The organism is Candidatus Goldiibacteriota bacterium (assembly GCA_016937715.1).
GTDB lineage: Bacteria > Oederibacteriota > PGYV01 > PGYV01 > PGYV01 > PGYV01.
In genome coordinates, this window is the sequence record JAFGWA010000098.1 from 1 (window position 1) to 20,311 (window position 20,311).

The 20,311-nt window shown below is 42.5% G+C and carries 17 protein-coding genes; 5 read left to right on the top strand and 12 right to left on the bottom strand.

Going from position 1 to position 20,311, the window contains the following annotated elements; translation table 11 throughout:
• Nucleotides 1-263: 263 nt before the first annotated feature.
• From JXR81_09795 to JXR81_09835, 9 genes are all read right to left on the bottom strand, one after another.
• Nucleotides 264-1,847 carry a phosphoglycerate dehydrogenase gene (locus tag JXR81_09795; GenBank protein MBN2755134.1) on the bottom strand — a complete coding sequence of 528 codons (1,584 nt, stop codon included), beginning with the start codon at nt 1,845-1,847 and terminating at the stop codon, nt 264-266.
• A gap of 16 nt (nt 1,848-1,863) precedes the next feature.
• The gene (locus JXR81_09800) at nt 1,864-3,018 is read right to left on the bottom strand and encodes an alanine--glyoxylate aminotransferase family protein (GenBank protein MBN2755135.1); all 1,155 of its coding nucleotides are present in this window, start codon (nt 3,016-3,018) and stop codon (nt 1,864-1,866) included.
• Between the two features lie 161 nt (nt 3,019-3,179).
• Nucleotides 3,180-3,911 carry a methyltransferase domain-containing protein gene (locus tag JXR81_09805; protein MBN2755136.1) on the bottom strand — a complete coding sequence of 244 codons (732 nt, stop codon included), beginning with the start codon at nt 3,909-3,911 and terminating at the stop codon, nt 3,180-3,182.
• On the bottom strand, nt 3,911-4,306 hold the full coding sequence (locus JXR81_09810; protein MBN2755137.1) for a diacylglycerol kinase family protein: 396 nt from the start codon (nt 4,304-4,306) through the stop codon (nt 3,911-3,913). Before JXR81_09810 ends, JXR81_09805 begins: the two co-directional genes overlap by 1 nt.
• Before the next feature lie 170 nt (nt 4,307-4,476).
• On the bottom strand, nt 4,477-4,890 hold the full coding sequence (locus JXR81_09815) for a response regulator (protein MBN2755138.1): 414 nt from the start codon (nt 4,888-4,890) through the stop codon (nt 4,477-4,479).
• A gap of 54 nt (nt 4,891-4,944) precedes the next feature.
• Nucleotides 4,945-7,083 carry a GAF domain-containing protein gene (locus JXR81_09820; GenBank protein MBN2755139.1) on the bottom strand — a complete coding sequence of 713 codons (2,139 nt, stop codon included), beginning with the start codon at nt 7,081-7,083 and terminating at the stop codon, nt 4,945-4,947.
• Nucleotides 7,084-7,223: 140 nt separating this feature from the next.
• The gene (locus JXR81_09825; protein MBN2755140.1) at nt 7,224-8,033 is read right to left on the bottom strand and encodes an ABC transporter permease; all 810 of its coding nucleotides are present in this window, start codon (nt 8,031-8,033) and stop codon (nt 7,224-7,226) included.
• On the bottom strand, nt 8,011-8,769 hold the full coding sequence (locus JXR81_09830) for an ABC transporter ATP-binding protein (protein MBN2755141.1): 759 nt from the start codon (nt 8,767-8,769) through the stop codon (nt 8,011-8,013). Before JXR81_09830 ends, JXR81_09825 begins: the two co-directional genes overlap by 23 nt.
• A 50-nt stretch (nt 8,770-8,819) precedes the next feature.
• On the bottom strand, nt 8,820-9,731 hold the full coding sequence (locus JXR81_09835) for a DUF2156 domain-containing protein (protein MBN2755142.1): 912 nt from the start codon (nt 9,729-9,731) through the stop codon (nt 8,820-8,822).
• A gap of 149 nt (nt 9,732-9,880) precedes the next feature.
• Between JXR81_09835 and aroQ the strand changes: the two genes are divergently transcribed.
• Genes aroQ through JXR81_09850 form a run of 3 tightly spaced genes read left to right on the top strand, consistent with a single transcriptional unit; the run spans nt 9,881 to nt 15,794 of the window.
• Entirely contained in the window at nt 9,881-10,315 is a 435-nt protein-coding gene (gene aroQ, locus JXR81_09840; GenBank protein MBN2755143.1) for a type II 3-dehydroquinate dehydratase, read from the top strand.
• Nucleotides 10,312-13,584 (top strand): O-antigen ligase family protein, encoded by a 3,273-nt coding sequence (locus JXR81_09845; protein ID MBN2755144.1) that lies wholly within the window; start codon nt 10,312-10,314, stop codon nt 13,582-13,584. Before aroQ ends, JXR81_09845 begins: the two co-directional genes overlap by 4 nt.
• The gene (locus JXR81_09850) at nt 13,581-15,794 is read left to right on the top strand and encodes a YfhO family protein (GenBank protein ID MBN2755145.1); all 2,214 of its coding nucleotides are present in this window, start codon (nt 13,581-13,583) and stop codon (nt 15,792-15,794) included. Before JXR81_09845 ends, JXR81_09850 begins: the two co-directional genes overlap by 4 nt.
• 235 nt (nt 15,795-16,029) lie before the next feature.
• Here JXR81_09850 and trxB read toward each other — a convergent pair whose 3' ends face one another.
• Genes trxB through JXR81_09865 form a run of 3 tightly spaced genes read right to left on the bottom strand, consistent with a single transcriptional unit; the run spans nt 16,030 to nt 18,433 of the window.
• The gene (gene trxB / locus JXR81_09855; GenBank protein MBN2755146.1) at nt 16,030-16,986 is read right to left on the bottom strand and encodes a thioredoxin-disulfide reductase; all 957 of its coding nucleotides are present in this window, start codon (nt 16,984-16,986) and stop codon (nt 16,030-16,032) included.
• Nucleotides 16,987-17,044: 58 nt separating this feature from the next.
• A complete protein-coding gene (gene trxA, locus JXR81_09860) occupies nt 17,045-18,109 on the bottom strand; it encodes a thioredoxin (protein MBN2755147.1) in 1,065 nt (354 codons plus the stop codon).
• Between the two features lie 6 nt (nt 18,110-18,115).
• Nucleotides 18,116-18,433: a winged helix-turn-helix transcriptional regulator gene (locus JXR81_09865; GenBank protein ID MBN2755148.1), complete on the bottom strand. Its 318-nt coding sequence runs from the start codon at nt 18,431-18,433 to the stop codon at nt 18,116-18,118.
• A gap of 182 nt (nt 18,434-18,615) precedes the next feature.
• Between JXR81_09865 and def the strand changes: the two genes are divergently transcribed.
• Both def and JXR81_09875 read left to right on the top strand, forming a co-directional pair.
• A complete protein-coding gene (gene def / locus JXR81_09870; protein ID MBN2755149.1) occupies nt 18,616-19,140 on the top strand; it encodes a peptide deformylase in 525 nt (174 codons plus the stop codon).
• Nucleotides 19,137-20,069, top strand: a complete 933-nt coding sequence (locus JXR81_09875; protein MBN2755150.1) for a methionyl-tRNA formyltransferase — start codon at nt 19,137-19,139, stop codon at nt 20,067-20,069. Before def ends, JXR81_09875 begins: the two co-directional genes overlap by 4 nt.
• Nucleotides 20,070-20,311 lie beyond the last annotated feature (242 nt).

Genomic DNA, 20,311 nt, shown 5'->3' on the forward strand with positions numbered 1-20,311 from the left:
GAGTACAGTCAATGAAAATTTACGCTTAATTTTCATATAGGGATACTTTTTTTATTGACTGTTTTTTACATAGATGTCCCTACAAAAATAAAAACTGCACCGCGCGGGCTGAAGACCATCGACAACCGGTACAAGACAAATAAAACACCAAAGGCGAGACGCAATATATTGCGTCTCTACGATAGAAAACAAACATAAATATAATAAATAAAAAAGCGCGGGCGTGTGCCCGCGCTTTTTTTACTATTACCTAATTATATGATTTATAAAACTACTGATTTTATCTCCAGTATATCTGCCACGTTTTTTATGCTCTCCACAACATCTTTTGGGACATCGCTGTCAACGGTGATTATGCCCATTGCCACTTTATCTTCCCTGCAGCGGCCCACGTCAAACGACGCTATGTTTACGCCTTTTTCGCCAAGAATGGTTCCTACACGCCCGATAATACCGGGTTTGTCCACGTTTTTGTAAATTAACATGTTCTTTTCCGGCGTGATTTCCATTTCAAAGTTATCCACTTTTACTATCCTGGCTTCTTTGTTTACGGACAATACACCGTATACTTTTCTCTTTTCTTTATCAGTCTCTATTGTCACGCTTATCATGTTCGGGAAATCGCTCTTTATGTCAGTGGTCTTCTGTATTACTTCAATGCCCCTTGCTTTGGCAAGGATATTGGCATTAACGTAATTTACACCTTCACTTGCCGCAGGCATAAGAATTCCCTTAATTGCCGCTATGGTCAGTATCTTAAGGTCATATCCGGTGACACTTCCGCTGTATTCCACCGTCATGCTCTTAATATTGCCTTCCACTATCTGCGCCACAAAACTTCCAAGTTTTTCATTCAGGGTCAGGTAAGGCTGCATTTCTTTTAACAGTTCCGGGTCAATGGCGGGAATATTAACCGCGTTTCTTACCATGCCGCCTTTCAGCGCTTCAAGCACCTGGTCAATAATACCTGTTCCCACTTTTTCCTGCGCCTCAACGGTGGACGCGCCAAGATGAGGGGTAAGCACTATGTTGTCAAGTTCCAGAAGCGGGCTGTCAAAAGGAGGTTCTTTATCAAACACGTCAAGGGCGGCTTTCTGAATTCTGCCGGATTTTAAAGCTTCATACAGTGCCTGCTCGTTAATGATGCCGCCGCGCGCGCAGTTGATAAGGATTACATTTTTTTTCATTGTATCTATCTGTGCCTTTCCTATCAGGTCCTTTGTGTCTTTTGTTTTAGGGACATGTATGGTGATAATATCCGCCTGTTTAAAAAGTTCCGCCACTTCCATCACTTCAATTCCCATAGCTTCCGCTTTTTCTTTTGTGACAAACGGGTCATACCCTATTATTTTCATTCCAAAAGAAGCCATTCTTTTTGCCACTTCCGCGCCTATCCTGCCAAGGCCCACAACGCCAAGGGTCTTTCCGTATAATTCAATTCCTGTAAGTTTGCTGCGGTCCCATTTTTTTGCCTTAAGCGACGCATATGCCTGCGGCGTATTTCTTGCGGTAGCCATAATAAGGGCTATTGTCTGCTCGCAGGTGGAAAGCGTGTTTGCGTCCGGCGTGTTCATTACAATAATACCCTTCTGGCTTGCGGTCTGAATATCAACATTATCAACGCCCACTCCGGCGCGTCCGATAATTTTCAGCCTTGTGGTCTTGGAAAGCACTTTGGGTGTAACCGTTGTTCCGCTTCTTATAATAAGCGCGTCATAATTTTTAAGTTCTTCCGCAAGTTCATCTTCGGTAAGCCCAGGCTTCATGGTGTATTCAACGCTTTTTTCGGCCTCAAGCAGCTTTAAAGCGTCATCACTTAATTTATCGCTGATAAATATTTTCTGCATTGTGTATCCTCCGTTTTTAATATTTTTCTTCCATAAGTACTTCCATTGTCCTTTTAACGCCTTTTCCTATTTCTATTTTAGCGCCCATGTCTTTAAGCGCCATCTCTGCCGCCGCAACGCCCATTACCGCGTCAAACCTGTCAGTGTATCCAAGCGTGCCTATCCTTAATAACTTGCCTTCCATCTTTCCCTGTCCGCCTGCCATGGAAATTCCGTATTCATCGCGGATTTTTTTCATAAGCGCCTTGCCGTCAATGCCTTCAGGCACAACTACCGAGCAAAGTACAACAGCGGGATTTTCTTTCGCAAACAGTTCAAGGCCAAGGGCTTTAATGCCTTCACGCACTGCTTTTGAAAGTTTTTCATGGCGTTCCCATACTTTTTCAATTCCTTCTTCCTTAATAAGTTTAAGCGCGGCTGCCTGCTGGCATACCAGAGACACAGCCGACGTGAAAGGGGTGTCAGGCATTTTCTCTTTTGTCGCTGCTTTTTCATATTTTTTCATGTCAAAATAGAATTTAGGCGATTTGCAGTTTTCAATTACAGCCCACGCTTTTTTGCTTGCGGCCACATAAGCAAGGCCCGGAGGTATCATAAGCCCTTTCTGCGAACCCACGGCTATTATATCCACGTTCCACTTATCCATATAGAATGGCTGGGCGCCTATTCCGCTTATTCCGTCCACTACAAGAATTGCCTTGTGGTTTGCTGTCAATTTTCCAAAAGCTTCAATATCATTATAAACGCCTGTGGATGTTTCATTAAGGGTGGTAAACACCGCAACCGCGTCCGGATTTTCATCAAGCGCTTTTTTAAGTTCCGCGGGTTTTACTGCGGTTCCCCATTCAGCGGCTATCTTAACTATGTTGGCTCCGTATACTTTTGCAATTGCATCCCACCTGTCGCCAAATACGCCGATTGACGCAACTATGATTTTATCCCCCGCGTTTACTGTATTGGCAACAGCCATTTCCATTGCGCCTGTTCCGCTTGCGCCGATGACGTACACATTATTCTCTGTACCCAGAACATATTTCATTCCGTCTACAACTTCTGTTAAGATTTTACGGTACTGCGGGGTTCTGTGGTGAATTACCGGTTTTGCCGCTTCTACAAGGACTTCTGCCGGAACTTCAGTGGGTCCCGGTGCCATAATGTACTTTTTTCTCATGTTTTATTACCTCCTATATGATATTGGTGTGATTAATTTCACTAACTTGTGATTAAAGTATATAAAACAAGTCTTTTTATGTCAAGTATTTTTTTGGGGGTTTTTATCCACAATTAGTGAAATAAATCACAAGTAGATATGGCTTATAAGACATATAGGACCTATTTTTTCATGACATAAAAGACATAATCGTAATAACCGCCATAATTCCTGTATATGTCAATTTCTTCCTGTACCAATGCGGCGGCTTTAAGCGCTTTATCATTGCCCGCTTTTTCTTTTATATATTCTTTTACCCTGCTTTCAAGCGGGTTGTAATAATTATCCCAGGCTTTTCTGCCAAGTTCAAACATACCTTTAAGCTGTAACCCGCATTTTTTTATTTTCTCGGCGTTATCAAGCATTGTGGTCATTTGCGGGTATTCTTTATCCCAGAATTTTTTTAATTCTTCCGGTATCCGGTTTTTCATCCACGTGAGTTCGGTTACCGCCATATAACCGCCTATTTTTAAAAATCGGCTGAACGCCTTAAGCCCGTTTTCAAAACCCATATTATATATTGCGCCTTCGCTCCACACCAGGTCAAAACTTTCTTTTGTAAAATCAAGCGCTGCCATGTCCGCGTTTATAATGGAAATACTTTCAGATAAACCCTTTTGTTCCGCCCGGACTTTTAACTCATTTAAAAATTTATCATAGTTATCTACAGCGGTTATCCTGCATTTCTTTATACCGGCTAAACACAGCGCGGAAGCGCCGCTTCCGCAGCCAACATCAAGAATTAACGGGTTTTCAGGAAGTTCACACAGATTAAAAGCCCGTTTTGTGGTTTCATCATCGCCGGGGCCGTACCTTTCAAGGCCGGTATATATTTCCAGCATTTCCTTGTCCATTACATAATACCCTTATTCAAAAGCTCTGCTATCTTTGTCAATACCGGTTTCCATAATAAAATCACCGATACCGTCAGCGCCGCAAGAGAAGCCACGACCACAGCACCGGCAGAGATGTCTTTTGCCAGCCCAAGCCCCCTGTTGTATTTTGGCGACATTACATCAATAACCTTTTCTATCGCGGTGTTTAAAACCTCCGCCACTATTATGACAAGGCAGGAAAAAAGTATTATTACCGCCCTTATAACATCCACATCAAAATACCATATTGTAAAAATATAAATAAACAGAATTACAAGCGTTGTGATAATATTCCTCTTTGTATAAAACCCGTACCAAAGCCCCCGCAGCCCGTACATTGTGCTTTTAATTAATTTGTTTATCAGTTCAAACATGTGCTGTCCTCTCCCGCTGTCGGATAACCCCGTAATAAATAAAAGCTATCCGTAATTGTTGCATCTGCCAGACACTGGAATTTATTATAATCAGTTTTTTAACGCCCGCCGAAACAAAAAAAGCCGCGGTATGCTTTAAGCACAGCCGCGGCTTTATATTTTTGTATTCCTTATGCCTTCTTTTTATCCTCTATTATCTTTTTTCTCATCTGCACTTTTTCAAATATTTCTTCCACTTTTTCCATCAGCCTCGCGGGTGAAAAAGGTTTGACCACGTACGCGTCAGCTCCGGACTTAAACCCTTTTTCAATGTCCGTTATCTGCCCTTTTGCGGTAAGCAGAATGACCGGCACGCCTTTAGTGGCGCTGTCTTTCTTTAACACCTTACACGCTTCAAGCCCGTCCATTTCCGGCATCATAACGTCAAGAATCGCCAGGTCCGGCATTGTCTTGGACACAAGAGCCACAGCTTCTTTTCCGTTGGAAGCCGAAAAAACCGTGTACTCATCAGACAAAGTATCCTGAAGCGCGGAAAGAATAAAAGGTTCATCATCCGCAATTACAATTTTCTTTTTTTCTGACATATTACCCTCCTTGATTTTCCTGCGCTGCCTTAAAAACAGCGCCGGAATACTTTCTTATTTTATTTTAGGAATATAAAATTTAAACTCGCTGCCTTTTCCTTCTTCGCTTATCACTTCAATATCCCCGTTATGAAGTTCTAATATGTATTTTACTATCGGAAGCCCTATGCCTGTTCCGCCTATCTTCTTTATTTTCTCATTTTCAACCCTGTAAAATTTCTCAAAAATCTTATCCATGTCTCCCTTTGCAACCCCAAGCCCCTCATCCCTTACGCTTACATATACCCTGTCCTGCGTTTCTGTCATTGTAATATAAATGTTACCGCCGTCAGGCGAATACTTAATGGCATTTGAAAGAAGATTAGACATCACCTGTATCATTTTGTTTCTATCAGCTTTTATTTTCTCACTTTTATCAGGCATTGTCAAAATAATTTTGTGTTTTACGCTTGCGCTGCGGAAAGTTTCATACACGCCCGATAGAAACGCCTGAAAATCAAACTCTTCCACGGAAAGGCTTAATCCTTTTCCGGATTCAATTCTGGACAGGTCTAAAAGGTCGCCGATAAGCGAACCCAGCCTCTGTGTTTCTTTATTTATTATGTCGGCGTATTTTTTAACCTTTTCTTCGCTTACATTCCTTACCAGCATAAGTTCGCTGTAAGCCTGTATCGGAGTCAGCGGCGTCCTTAATTCATGTGAAACCATATTTAAGAACTCTGACTTCATTTTATCAAGTTCCTTTATCTCTGTAATATCCCTTAAAACCGCCACACCGCCCGCATATTCGCCCCTGTCGTCAAGGATTGGCGCGGAAACGGACGCAAAAATATGTTCTTTGTTGCCCCTTTTAATTTTAACCTCATTTTTTGTGGTGGATTTAAGCGCGGCTACCACCTTGTAATTTTCAATGATTGACCGGTCCTTTATTACATCGGCTACGGGCTTTCCATAAGAACTTGCCGCGGTAATCCCAAAAATATCCTCCGCCACCCTGTTTAACATAACTATCTTGCCGTCCCTGTCCGCCGCCACAACAGCGTCATCCATGGACTTTATCATTGATTCCACGCGCATCTTTTCAAAACCAAGTTTGTCCATCGCGTCTTTTAATTCTTTATTAAGCATCTCCGCGCGTTCTTCAAGGTGCTCATACAAGTTTGTATTTTCTATGGCGATGGCAGCCTGGGAAGCAAGGGCTTCCAGAAACTTTATTTCAGACTTGTTAAAAGTTCCGCCCCCGATTCTGTTTAAGACCTGGACCACGCCGATTATCTGGTTGCGCACCTTTAAAGGTACACAGATTACGGATTTTGTTATAAACCTTGTTTTTTCATCCACCCTCTTTGCAAAACGCGGATCCTGCGACGCGTCCGGAACAAGCAGCGATTCTCCCGTGTAAGCGACCCATCCCGCGATGCCTTCGCCCATTTTCAGCCTTATCTTTTTTACCTCTTCTTCTTTTGGCCCTGTGGCAACTTCAAAATACAGTTCATTGCTGCTGCTGTCTATTAAAAAGACTGATGAAGCCTCTGCCTGCATTACTTTTTCCGCTGACTGCATGATTATCCTTAGAAGCTGCGCCAGATTTCTTGTGGAATTGATAATCACGCTGGCTTCCATAAGGGCTGCCATCTTTGCTATTTCTTCTTCCTTTGCCTTGTTGGCGCTCTGTGTGATATGTTCCTGTACAGACAGTTCCACCACTATGTTAAAAAGGTCAACAATAAGGTCAGAAAGCCTTGATATTTTTTCTTCCGGTATCACTTCAATGGATTCATATGTTTTCAATAGTTCTTCATATTTTAAACCCGTGGTATCGCTTATCCCTTTAAGAATTTCCTGCGGCTTTTCGCTTTTACCGGTAACTCCCACTATGATATTGAATTTTTTACCGTAAAAATACGTGGAAGAAAAAAGATATGTAAGGCCGGCATATACCTTTACTTCTTTTTCGGCGTCTTTTAATTCTTCGGGTTTTATCTGCAGCACCCCGCGGCCTTTTTCAGAAGAGTTTAAGTACCGGAAAAATTCGGAAAAATTGGTTTCTTCGGTTATAATAGAGCCGTCTTCGCTTATCACCCTTACCGCAATGCCAAGCACGCTGGAAAGTTTATACTGAATACCTTCCCATACCCTAAGGTTAAAAACCTTGGCTGTGTCAAGCTGTGCCGTTTTGCCGCTCTCTTCCATTCCCCGTTTTCCCTTTCGTATTAACGCGTTTTTTCAGGCTTGCCGCCATGCCGGCTTTCGCCTTATTTCCATTTTACACTTACGCCTGTCAAACATCAACAAATTAAAGCCGGAGTTTTAATCCTTTTGCCATTACGGAGTCATTCTGACAGCCTTACTATCATTCCGGTTTTTTTTGCTTTCATAAGCGCCGTTTCTATCATGAAGAAAAGAAAAGTAATGTACAGCAGCGACAGGCCATATCCCTTAATAAGCGGATGGGCAAAGTTAAGAGAAAAGCCGTAGCCTGTCCTGAAATATTCCAAAAAATAAGTCAGCGGAATAAGTTTGGCGATAAGTACGATACCGGAAGGCAGCATTGTCACCGGATAATAGATGCCGCAGACAAGCATCATAAGCACGGAAATCATCCACGCTACCACGTCTATCCTGGAGCCAAAAATCATAAGAAAATAAATTACAATCATACCCACGATAAGGCCGCTTAACATCACCCCGCCAAAAGCAATAATAAACGTGGCGGGCGGCGGCAGATAAAACTTAAACCACCAGAAGGAAAGCAGGCTTAAAAAAATAAAAGCAATAGTTCCCTTTACCATTGAGAAAAGCCACGGCCCTATTACATATTCAAAAGAAGACACGGGCGACATAAGCGTCTGTTTTAGGCTTTTAGACCACACGTCATATAAAAAACCGAATGCCACATCAAGCTGCACAACCTGAAGCACGCCTGCCATTATTGCGCCGGTAAGAAGAAACGCAAGCATCTGTTTATCCACTTTAAGAAAAGACCCCATCATGCCTATGCTTACAATGCCGATAACCGGCCAGAAAAGCACTTCCAGCACGGCGGATATATTTCTGATGGAAAATACGTAGTTGCGGTATGCCAGCGCGAATATCCTTCCAAATGCCGCGCTGATTCTGTTACCCTTCTGATGCAAGTTCAATGAAAGCCTCCTCCATGTCTTTGGCGTTTACCAGCGTCTGCAGCTCTTCTTTTGTGCCAAGCGCGCTTATTGCCCCGCCTTTTATGAAAGCTATTCTGCCGCACAATTCTTCCGCTTCTTTCATATAATGAGTTGTTAAAAGTATCGTGATGCCGCGCTTTTTATTGATATCCTTTACCATGGCGCGTATCCTTGCGGAGATATCAGGGTCCATTCCTGTAGTTGGTTCGTCAAGCAGAAGCAGTTCCGGATCATTTATAAGGGATTTTGCCAGCGCCAGCTTCTGTTTATTGCCCGTTGAAAGTTCATCAAAACGCTTATCCCTGTACTTTTCCAGGGATACAAATTCCATCAGTTCATCGGCTTTATCAGCAAGCGCTTTGCCTTTCATGCCGTAAAGTTTACCGTAAAAAATAATGTTTTCCCTTACCGTCATTGACCACGGAAAATTGGCATTGCCGGAGCTCATGTTCATTCTCATTTTAAGCCTTTCAGGAAAACTATGTTCAATATTTTCCTCAAGAATGGAAAGGGTGCCGCAGTCGCGTGCCAGAATTCCCATAATTATATTTAGAAAAGTGGTTTTTCCAGCGCCGTTGGGTCCAAGAATTCCAAAAAGCTCGCCTTTGCGCACTTCTAAATCAATACCTAAAAGGGCTTTTGTCTCCCTTTTTTTAAAAATACCTGCCCTGTATGTCTTGCATATACCCTGTGTTTTTACCGCTATTTCGCCCATTAAACCATCTCCATTTGAAAATTACATCCGGTCCGGCGTTACATCTTTCATTATCTTAACGTTATCATATGTTTTTCCACCATATGGTGGGGATAATATGACAATTTGGCTTTTCTTAACCCTTCAACGCCCACGTCCTGCTCCCTGTTTACAAACTGAAATTCATTCAGCATTTCATTTACAAATATATTATTTATAACCTGATAAATACCTTTATAATTGGCATTGGCTTTTTCAATATGCACCAGCGCCGTATTTTCATTAAGCCTGCTTGCCACGGTAATCCCCTGTATTTCACCGTCTATCCTTAACGCCCCGCCGATACAGGAAAGATTGTTAAAATTTTTCAGTACTTCCAGAACACCCGTGCTTTCTTCATTTAAAGACAGGTCATCCGGGCAGTTTCTTACCTTACACCAGTGCTCCTGAAACACTATACACTCTTTAATATTATCACCGCTCATCTTTTCAAAAGTATACTCATTGGCCTCTTTAAATTTTTTTATAAGGTTCCTTTTACCGTCATACTTTCTGCCTTCAAGCCGCGCAAGGTCTTCCCTTAGATACACATAATCAAACTGATCCCTTAACGGTTCTTTTATAAATTCCTGTGACGCCACCCCAAACTTTTCAAATTCTTCCGGAACAAGGGCGTAAAGCCCGCATTTCATATTTTTGTCCCTGAAATAACCAAGCACTTTTTTTATCGCAAAAGGCACGCCTTCACCGCCCAAAGGCAGGTGTATAAAATATGAATCTGCCGCTTTTCCCATTATTATGAGGCAGTTATCCGCTGTCGAAAGGGTTAATGACCTGCTGTCCTTCCACATGAAAATTTCAGTAAAATTATGCTCTGAAACCACAGGCTGCCTTTTTTCAAGGGCTTTTTCAACAATTTCCCTGTGTTCAACAGTCAAAGGGACGGTATTTGGAAAAACCGGTATTGTGCCGTTATAAACCATTTTTTTTCGCCTTTCCTTATTATATATATTTGAGAACAAGCAATTATATCAAATTTTGATATTGAATTCACGGAAACTTTTGATATACTGTGAAAAATCCCGTATATGTGTTTTACCGGTAAAACGGCGGGTAAAAAAAGGGAGCGTTAATGAAAAAAATTCTTGTTATACACGGGCCAAATTTAAACCTTCTGGGCCAAAGGGAACCTGATGTTTACGGCAACATAAAACTGACCGACATAAACGAAAAACTTACGCAGATGGCGTCAGCATCGGGAATAGAACTTAAAATAGTGCAAAGCAATCACGAAGGCGAACTTGTTGACGCCATTCATCAGGCAATAAACTGGGCGCAGTGCATAATAATAAATCCTGCGGCTTACACGCACACATCCGTTGCCATAAGGGACGCCCTTTCGGCTGTGGCAATACCCACTATTGAAGTACACCTTTCAAACATCTACAAAAGAGAGGACTTCAGGCAAAAATCATTTGTGGCACAGGTGGCAGAAGGCCAGATTTCGGGTTTCGGCGCTGAAAGCTATTACCTTGCCCTTGAAGCGGCCTCTAAACTGATACAATGAACGAAAGGATAATACGATATACCGATACCGCGGTCCTTTCGCTGATTGCGGCTGTGCTTGTTTTATCGGTTATATTTCCCTCTTACCTTTTCCCCGAAGCCGCTATTTTTTATAAAACAGGAATTGTGCTGTGTTCATTTATTTACATAATGGCTTCCAAGTTTTTCAGAATAAATCAGGAACCGCTTGAAACGCCCGTGGACGGGCCGCTGTTTCTGCTTTTTGCCTGGGTATGGATATCCGTACCGCTGTCCGACAACCACGCCATGTCTTTAAACGCGGCTGTATCTTTCTGCGTCTTTCTTCTGTTCTATTACCTTATGTATGTTTATTCCCGAAGGCATTTCAGGTACATAGCGTTTTTTTTAATTTCTATCGCTGTCATCGCGTGCTTTAAAGGGCTGCACCAGTATTTTTTTGGCTTTACGGATGATTTAAATAACCTTTCCCCCGCGACACCGGGATTTTTGGACATAAAAGCAAGGCTTGAAAGCGGAAGGATATTTTCATTTTTCATTTATCCCAACGCTTTTGCCGGATATCTTATACTGCTTATCCCCCCGGTTTTTGGTTTTATCCGCACGGAAAGAAAATACCGCTTTATATTTATATCTGTTGCCGTGCTTATGCTTGCCTGCCTTGTACTTACAAAATCCGCGGGCGCTTTTGCGGCGCTTTTTACCGCCGTGCTTTTGTCTTTTCTTTTCAGGGATGTCCACCTTAAAAAATACAGGATGCTGATGGGTGCTTTTCTTGGGCTTTGCGCCGCAGGGCTTGTTTTCATTGTTTACGCGCGCGGTGCTGACAGCCTTTTTTCAAGCCTTTCAGGCAAATCAGAAAGTTTTTTTTACATGCTTTCACTTATAAAAAACAGCCTGTTTTCCGGACATGGGCCGGGGCTGTTTGAAACCGCCTATAATAATCTTAGGCCTGAAAATATTTCTTACCTTAAATTCGCCCATAACGCCCCCCTTCAGGTAATAATAGAACTTGGGCTTACAGGCCTTGTGCTTTTTGCCTATCTGCTTTTCAGGGGATACCGTTCTATCATTAAAAACTTTTATTTTCTGCGCACGCCGACAACCAAGACCCATGTGCTTGCCTTTCTTACCGGCATCACAGCTTCTCTTATTCATAACCTCTCGGACTTTGACATATATAACCTGGAAATCACACTTCTTTTTACCGCTTTGTGCGCCTCTTTGATGAGCCAGGTTAAAATAGGCCACCTTGAGCTGCGTAAATTTAAACTGTCTTACCTGCTTGGAATTAATCCGGGGCTCAGGCGCGACATCATATTCGCATTCATTATTGCCATCCTTGTGTTAAGCGCGGTTACAGGGCTAAAACACCCTTATGCTTATTCCGCGGCCGGCATCCTTGTCGCGGGCGGTTTTGGTTTATGGGCTATAAGCAAGGAGGATTTTAAAATAACCGGCCTGGAAATACCGGCGGGAATTCTGATACTGCTGTCGCTTTTTTCCATCCTTTACACACCCGATATACATTCAGGAATAAATTCACTTAAACTTATACTGTCCGCCGCCACCATTTTTTACCTTTGCTCGCAGTTTCTTCGCAGGTCTGATTACAGGATAATACTTGCCAATATCCTTGTGTGGGCGGGGATTGCACTGTCCGCCGCGGCCTGGGGGCAGCTGATTTTTTCCGCCGTCACCGGCAGGCCCGCAGAAATGAACGGATTTTTTCCAAACAAGAACCTTCTTGCGGGATACCTTATAATCTCTTTTTCACTGCTGTTAAACAGGCTTCTGCTGGAGAAAAAAATAGACCACCTTGCGCTTAAAATAACAGGGCTGGCCTTTATCACCCTTACAGTTTCGGCGCTTAATTCAAGGGGAGGCATGCTTGCCCTTCTTTTTATATTCTTCGCCGCCTGCCTCTATTATTATTTCAGCAGGGATAATGTTAAAGATACGCCGGCCAGAATTACGTTTAAGTCAAAATTTATAAGCATCGCGGCTTTACTTCTTATTATTGCCTCTTTTACGGGGATTTCGCCCTCGGGTAATAAAATAATATCAGTAAAAGAAGACCCTTTTTATTTTAACAGGCTTTCTATTTTCGGTTCCGCTTTAAAAATGGCCGCCGATAAACCGCTTTTAGGCCACGGTATAGGCAGTTTTGCCGGTATTTTCCCGGCGTATAATTTCCCCATAGACGCGCCGGCACGCTATCAGATGCAGGCCGATTTTGCCCACAACGAATATCTTCAGGCCGCCGCAGAACTTGGTTTTTTGGGATTAGCGGCCCTGCTGGCGCTTTTATTTTTTATCTTTAAAAACATACCCGCAAACCGGGAACACAAAAAAAACTGGGCGGCAGAAGCAGGGGCGTATTTCGCGCTTGCCGGCATAGCCCTTCATTCCATTGTGGACTTTAACCTTCACCTTCCCGGCATTTTTTTTACAGCCGCTGTTCTGGCTTCCATTGCGGTTCCTGAAAAAGGCTCTATAAGCACGCTTTCAAAAGAAGCTCTTGTTTTTACAAAAGTACATTATTTCCCGGCGCTTATTCTTACCGCCGTAATCTTCAGCATGGCAATCAGGCCTGCCGTGGCTTACTACGCCAAAGATAAATGGAATAAAACCGCGGGGGTTTCACTTCTTGATATGGCGCTGCTTACCGAACCTTTTAACGCGGAAACACTTTATGAAAAAGGCCTTTACGCCGAAAAAACCGGAAATATACAGGAAGCCCTTTCATTTTTTGAAAAAGTTTCCATCTATTCAAAACATCACACACTTTCCCTGCTGCATGCCGCGCGCGCGGGAAACCTGCTTAACAATCCGTCTCTTGCCGAGGAATATTATGAACTTGCCATAAAATCAAACCCCTACAGGGTTTTCACGCTTATGGAATTTTCTAATTTTCTTATCAATCAGAAAAACGACCTGCCCCGCGCGGAGATACTGTTAAATAAATCTCTGGAGTATGAGCCTAATTACGCCTCCGCACGGCACAATTTAGCCCTTATTTACAGGTCTAAAGGAGATCCAAAAAGAGCGCTGCAGGAATTAAATCAGGTTGAATTTATCCTCAGCAGCGTAATTCCGCGGACCGACTACGAAACTGACCTTCTTAATTTCCCTGACATTCACATACTGTATTTCAATAAAGCCCTGATTTTAAACCAGCTGGGCAAAAAAGACGAAGCATGCGAATACCTAAAAGACGCCGCCAACCTTAAAAGAATGCCGGAATTCATCAGAAAATTTCCTGAAATATGCGGCAAAAGGGCTAAATGAAAAAAACATTCACTTTCCCTGACACATTATTGCCTTTTATGATGATAACCGGAGCCGTCACCCTGTATTTTTCAGGCATTCTGTTTACGGACAAATCATTTTTTATAGGCGACCTGTTTACCCAGTTTTATCCCTGGAAAGATTTCGCTAAAAATTCGCTGCAGTCCGGAACAGTCCCTTTCTGGAACCCTTATGTTTTCTCCGGCGTGCCGTTTATCGCCGATGTTCAGAAAGGAATCATGTACCCGCCCGGAATTGTATTTCTGCTTTTTGACTTTCCCATAGCTTTAAAACTTTATCTTGTACTGCACTTTGTAATTGCCGGCTTTTCCGCTTATATCCTGGCGCGTTCTTTAGGCTGCTCCGCCGCCCCGGCTTTTGCCGCCGCGCTTATATTCATATTTAATTCTTTTTTCGCTTCCAAAATCAACAACCTGGCCGCTCTTGGTTCCGCCTCTTTTCTGCCCGCCATACTTTATACTTTTAAGATATTTATAGAGAGAAAAAAAGCCACTTTTTTTATACTGGGCTCCGCCCTTCTGGCGCTTTCTTTTCTTGCGGGCCATTACAGAACTTATATTAACAACCTGCTGTTCTGCCTGCTTTTCGGCATTTACTACATTTCTTTTTATGGAAAAGGATTCAGAATAACAAGGCTGATTAAACTTTTTATTTTTTTTGGCTCCGCGCTGGTTATGTCGCTTATTATCACTATGCCGCAGTCAGGGCTTTTCTTTGAACTTTTTTTCAATTCCGCCGCGTCAGTAATCCCGGACTACGAAACCCTTGCCGTCAACTCAATGGAATTGATAAACCTTTTCACCATGTCAGCGCCGCCTCATGCGGGTTACGCTTCTTTATCCGGCTGGAGCGGTTATTCAAGGGGTATAAACATATTTTTATCCGCCACTTTTTTCTTTCTGTTTATTATTTCCGCGTTCAGAAAGAAAAACCACCTTTTCTATTTTTCATTTATAGTCTTCGTTTCAGCGCTTCTCTTGGCCCTGGGAAAAAATACGCCGCTTCATTCATTTATTGTAAAATTCGCCCCGTTCTTAACGGAAGCCCGGTTTCCGGGCACAGCCCTTTTCCTTCTTATGCTTCCGGCGGGTTTAATCGCGGCAAACTCATTTTCAGTTTTATCCCTGCCTGACGCCGGCGGAAAATTTGAAAAGGCATTCTTAAAGTACTTTCTTTATGCCCTTTTGCTTACACCCCCCCTGCTTGCTATTTTCAACAGGCAGGCCTCCGCATCTCTTGGACTGGACAACGCAAGGATGATTGAACTTGTAAAAGCTTCCGCCTTTCTGCTTGTAATGTACGCGCTTAACTTTACGCTTTATACCCTTTTTAATAAAAAACTCATACGGCCGGCTATATATCACGCCCTGCTGATAGCATTAATTTTTTCAGAACTTTACACTTTTATGTCCCGTACAAACCCGGTTACGGCGCAGTCTTTAATCTTTGGCCCGAAACACACTCCAAAGACAGCTGAATTAATACGTACTTCATCTTACAAATACGGGCATATTCAGCTGCCCGAAACAGGCTCCGTTTACCGGCTTAATTACGTAACCCGTTCCGAGAAAAACTTTAAACTTTCGGTACCTTCTTCTTCGGGAATGACATACGGCCTTTATGACGCTTTTGGGCAGAACGATTTAAAACTTCTGAATTACACACGGTTTGTAAACCGATTAAACCGTGATGACGGATACAACAGCGAAATAATAAACCTTTTAAATCTTAAATACATAATATCCCCTGTTGAACTTGACGGTAAAAAATATGAAAAAATATTTAACAAGAATTCAATAAAAGTTTTCAAGAACGAAAAAGCTTACCCGCTGTTCTTTGTTTCACAGGATATTAAAATTCCCAGAATGCTTATTTCCCAGATTTCATGGTCCAGAAAAAACGAACATCAGTTTGGGAATTTAAAGGTTAACGTCACAAACAGCCAGGAAGGCTGGCTTATCTTCTGCAACAGCCAATATCCGGGCTGGACCGCGTATCTGGATAATATGGCAACAAAAATAGAACCGGCTTTTGGCCTTTATATGGGGATTAAAATCCCTCCCGGAGTCCATGAAATTCTTTTTAATTACACCCCTGAAAATTATACCTTTTATAAAATACTTTTCTCTTTGATTTTTATTTTCTGCCTTGTGCTTGGAGTGGTAAAACTTATATCATTGAGAAAATAAAATCTTTATCCCATAAACCAATATCCCATATCCCATAGATAAAAGACGAGGGACGAAAGGTCTAAGGGTCAGAGGGTCCGAAGTAAAAACAGACATCAATTACAAAAACGCCGGCTAAGGGCCCGCGTCTGCCGGATCTAAATCAAACTTCCAAGCCACCGAGCTGCCCGGCTGCGTTATTTATCTTTCCGCTTATGCTTAACTGCCTATAGCTTAATCCTCTATTCTTTACAATTTACACGTATTCCGTCCCTTCAAGGCGTTCAATATAATGTTCCGCGGAATACGCTGCTATGGCTCCGTCACCTGCCGCGGTTACTGCCTGCCTTAACTTTTTTTCAATACAATCGCCGCAGGCAAAAATACCGTCAACGCTTGTTTTCATGTCCGCGTCTGTTTTGATATATCCCTGAGAATCCATTTCCAGCGTCCCTTTCATAAACTCCGTCCCCGGCACCAGCCCTATAAACACAAAAACGCCTGATACTTTAAGATCAGTTTCGGAATTAGTTTTAAGATTCTTTATTTTAACTCCGTCAACCCCTTTTGATCCAAAAATTTCGGTTACCGCCGAATCAAATATAAAACTGATTTTAGAATTCGCGAAAGCCCTGTCCTGTATTATTTTGGCGGCCCTTAACCTGTCACGCCTGTGGATTATATGCACTTTGGAAGCAAATTTAGTAAGATATATCCCTTCTTCCACCGCGGTATCGCCGCCGCCTATTACCGCCACTTCCAGGTTGCGGTAAAACGCACCGTCGCATGTCGCGCAGTTTGATACACCCCTGCCCCTGAATTCAGCCTCCCCCGGCACCCCTATGTCCCTATATCTGGCGCCGGTAGCAGCTATTATTGCTTTTGCTTCGTATACTGTCCCCGAAGCGCAATGAACCTTTTTAACTCCCCCGCTTATACTTTCAATTTTCAGCACCTCATCAAAAATCTTAACCAGGCCGAAATTATCCGCCTGTTTTTCCATTTTTTGTATCAGTTCCGGCCCTGAAATATTTTCAAATCCCGGATAATTTTCAATTTCAGCGGTTAAAAATATCTGCCCGCCCACGGCAAGTTTTTCAATCATCATTACTTTTAAACCGGCCCTGGCATTATAAATGGCAGCTGTAAGCCCGGCAGGGCCGCCGCCTATAATAATTACATCCGCTTTATTTGAAACAGCGCCACCCTGCATATTGCCAAGATTAATATTGATTCCGGTATCCATATTATTGCCTCCCTGAATTTTTATTTTACTTTAACAGTTCCTGTATCCTGCTTAACAGCATGGGTTTGGGCTGCACGCCCACTATTTCGCCTGTTTTTACCCCGTTCTTAAAGACCATGACGGTTGGAATGGACATAATTCCGTGTTCTTCGGCGGTTTCACGGTTTTCGTCCACATTCAATTTCGCAAAAACAATTTTACCGGCTTCTTCCTGCGCAAGCTGATCAATTGTCGGAGAAAGCATTTTGCACGGCATGCACCATTCCGCCCAGCAGTCCACCACAAGCGCGGGATATTTGGCAAGCGCCTGTTTAAAATTGCCGTCTGTAACGTAAATTGTCTCTTTAGGGCTGTCTGTAAGCTTTTCTTTCTGCGTTTTTATTTTCATTGCCTCCGCTTCTAAAGCGGCCGCTTTTTCCGGCGAGCTGTACTTTAAAACCTGCATTATAAAAGCCCTGTCATTCTGCGCGCCCACAGTGATTGACGCGGGGTCTGAATTTATAACCTGCTGCGGCACCGAACCTACATTAAATTTTTCTGACAGCTGCTGATTCTCCATAGCTTCAACGCATTCCGCCGAAATTACTCCCTTTGTTTCAATCGCAATCTTAGCGGCAAGAATAACCGATTTAGGGCAATACGGGCATGTGGGCGTGATAAAAACCTGTATCTTTGCCTTTTTATCCGCGTTTTTAAGCAGTACTTTATCTTCATCAGAAAGCCGTGAATCTCCGCCGGAGAGCATGGTAATAGTTTCAATTAAACTTGTGGCTTCATGCCCAAGAGGGGCTCCGTTAAAAATTATTTTATAACCCTTCTTTAACCCCAAAGAAATACTGGGAGATGTGCTGATTCCGATTTCTTTCGCTTCGGCAGAATCCATAGCCTTTTCTTCAACCTCAATCCTGCCGTCAATTTCTGATAATTCCTTTAAAAACTTCCTTGTAAAATCGGCAAGCTGCTTTTCCTGTTCATTTGCCGGAACAGAAACCTGATTACTGTAAATAATCACATCCACCGATTCTTTCAGCTCCGTATCAAACTTATTCTTTATTTCTTTTATTGAACTTTCATCAATCAGCCTGTCCATTTTATTTTACCCCCTTTTCTTTTTCATTCCCGCGGCTATATCAAGCCCGCGTTTTTTTGCAATCTCACCGGCAGCTTCAATCATTTTAAAAACCTGGGCAGAGCTTGCTTTGTAGCATGTTTTTGTCCCTTTTTTTTCGCATATTAAAAGCCCGGCTTTTTTTAACGCCCCTAAATGCCTGGATGTCTGCGGCTGCGGTTCTCCGCACAGTTTTGCCAGATTTGTGACACAGCAGTTATTCTCGCTTAAAACCTGAATAATCTTTACCCTTGAAGGGTGGGAAAGCGCTTTAAACTGTTCCGCCTGCATTTCATACATTGTCATATACGGCCTCCTTGTTATTTGTATAACAATTATACATATAACTGTATAATTGTCAACCGCTTTAAACCGTAATTGCCCGCGGCGCCCGGGAGGCCGTTTTTTTTTATTATTATCTATAAATCATTGAACTTTTTCTTCTATAGTATATAATTATTACATATTACTTAAAGGAAGGTTACAAAATGACTTATGAAATTAAAAAATACGGAGAACCGGTTTTAAAAAAGAAAGCCGAACCGGTGACAGAATTTGGCGAGGATTTAAAAAAGATTTTTGATGACATGCTGGAAACCATGTACGCTTTTAACGGAGTGGGCCTTGCCGCCAACCAGGTGGGCATCTTAAAACAAATGCTTGTGATTGACACTTCGCGCGATGAAGACCGCGTATTGTTATATCTGGCTAATCCGGTTATCACCTCTGTTTCAAAAGATAAAGTGACATTTGAAGAAGGATGCTTAAGTTTCCCGGGCATTTTTGAAAAAGTTGACAGGCCCGCCAGAGTCACGGTCAGCGCGTTTGACCCGTATGGCAAACCCTTAAAAATAGAGGCGGAAGGCTTTCTTGCCATAGTGCTTCAGCATGAAATTGACCATTTAAACGGGGTGGTTTTTATTGACCGCATGTCCCCTGCAAGAAAACTTATGCACGGAAAAGAACTTAAAGAGATAAAAAAAGAAACCCAAAAAAAGGCAAAACTTAAATGAACATAGTTTTTTTCGGAACTCCCGAATTCGCGGTTCCCGCTTTAAAAGCCGCAGCCGCGGCCGGCCATAAAATTCTTTTCGCGGTTTCACAGCCTGACCGCCCCGCAGGCAGAAAGCAGGAAATACTCCCCACCCCCGTTAAAAAAGCCGCCATTGAGCTTTCAATACCGGTATTACAGCCGGAAAAAGTAAAATCTCCCGGATTTATGGAACAGTATCTAAAATCAAAACCTGACCTGAACCTTATCGCGGCTTTTGGGCAGATACTTCCCGATGAAATAATATACCATCCAAAATTTCACAGCATAAATATTCACGCTTCGCTGCTTCCCAGGTGGCGCGGCGCGGCGCCTATAAACGCCGCCATAATGGCCGGAGATAAAGAAACCGGGGTAAGCTACCAGTTTATAGATAAGCGGCTTGACTGCGGCGACATCATGCATATGGATAAATATGAAATACAGGATAACGACGATTCAATAACCCTTTATTCAAAACTGTCCGCCCTTGCCGGCACTTCTGTGCCGCGCGTGCTTGATATGCTTGAATCCGGAAAATATGAAAGGGTTAAACAGGATGAAAGTTTAGCCACACTTGTAAAGGCACTTAAAAAAGAGGACGGGAAAATAGATTTTAATAAATCAAACAGGGATATTTTTAATATGGTACGCGGGCTGCTTCCATGGCCTGTATCATACTGTTCTTTTGACGATAAAATTTTGAAAATTTTTAAATCCGAATACATTGACGAAGTGACCGACAGCGCCCCCGGAACTATTCATAAGATTATTAAGGGCGCCGGCTTTTTAACTGCCGCAGGAAAAGGGAGCCTTCTTATAAAAGAAGTCCAGCTTGAAGGCAAAAAAAGAATGTCCGCGTCAGATTTCATCGCCGGCCATCATGATATTATAGGGAAAGTATTAAAATAATATAAAATATTTATCCCATAAACTATTATCCCATATCCAATATATAAGTGCTTATCTAATAACCTTATATCTTATATCCTATATATATAACCTTAAAAAATACAATCAAACTTAGTTTTAATTTATAGGATATTGGTTAATTGTCTTTAGGTTAAAGGAGCTTACCCCCAAAAACTGGACCACTTGAAACTGGAGTGATTAAGTGTTAAAACTACCAGTATCAGGAGGTTTTGGCATGAAGA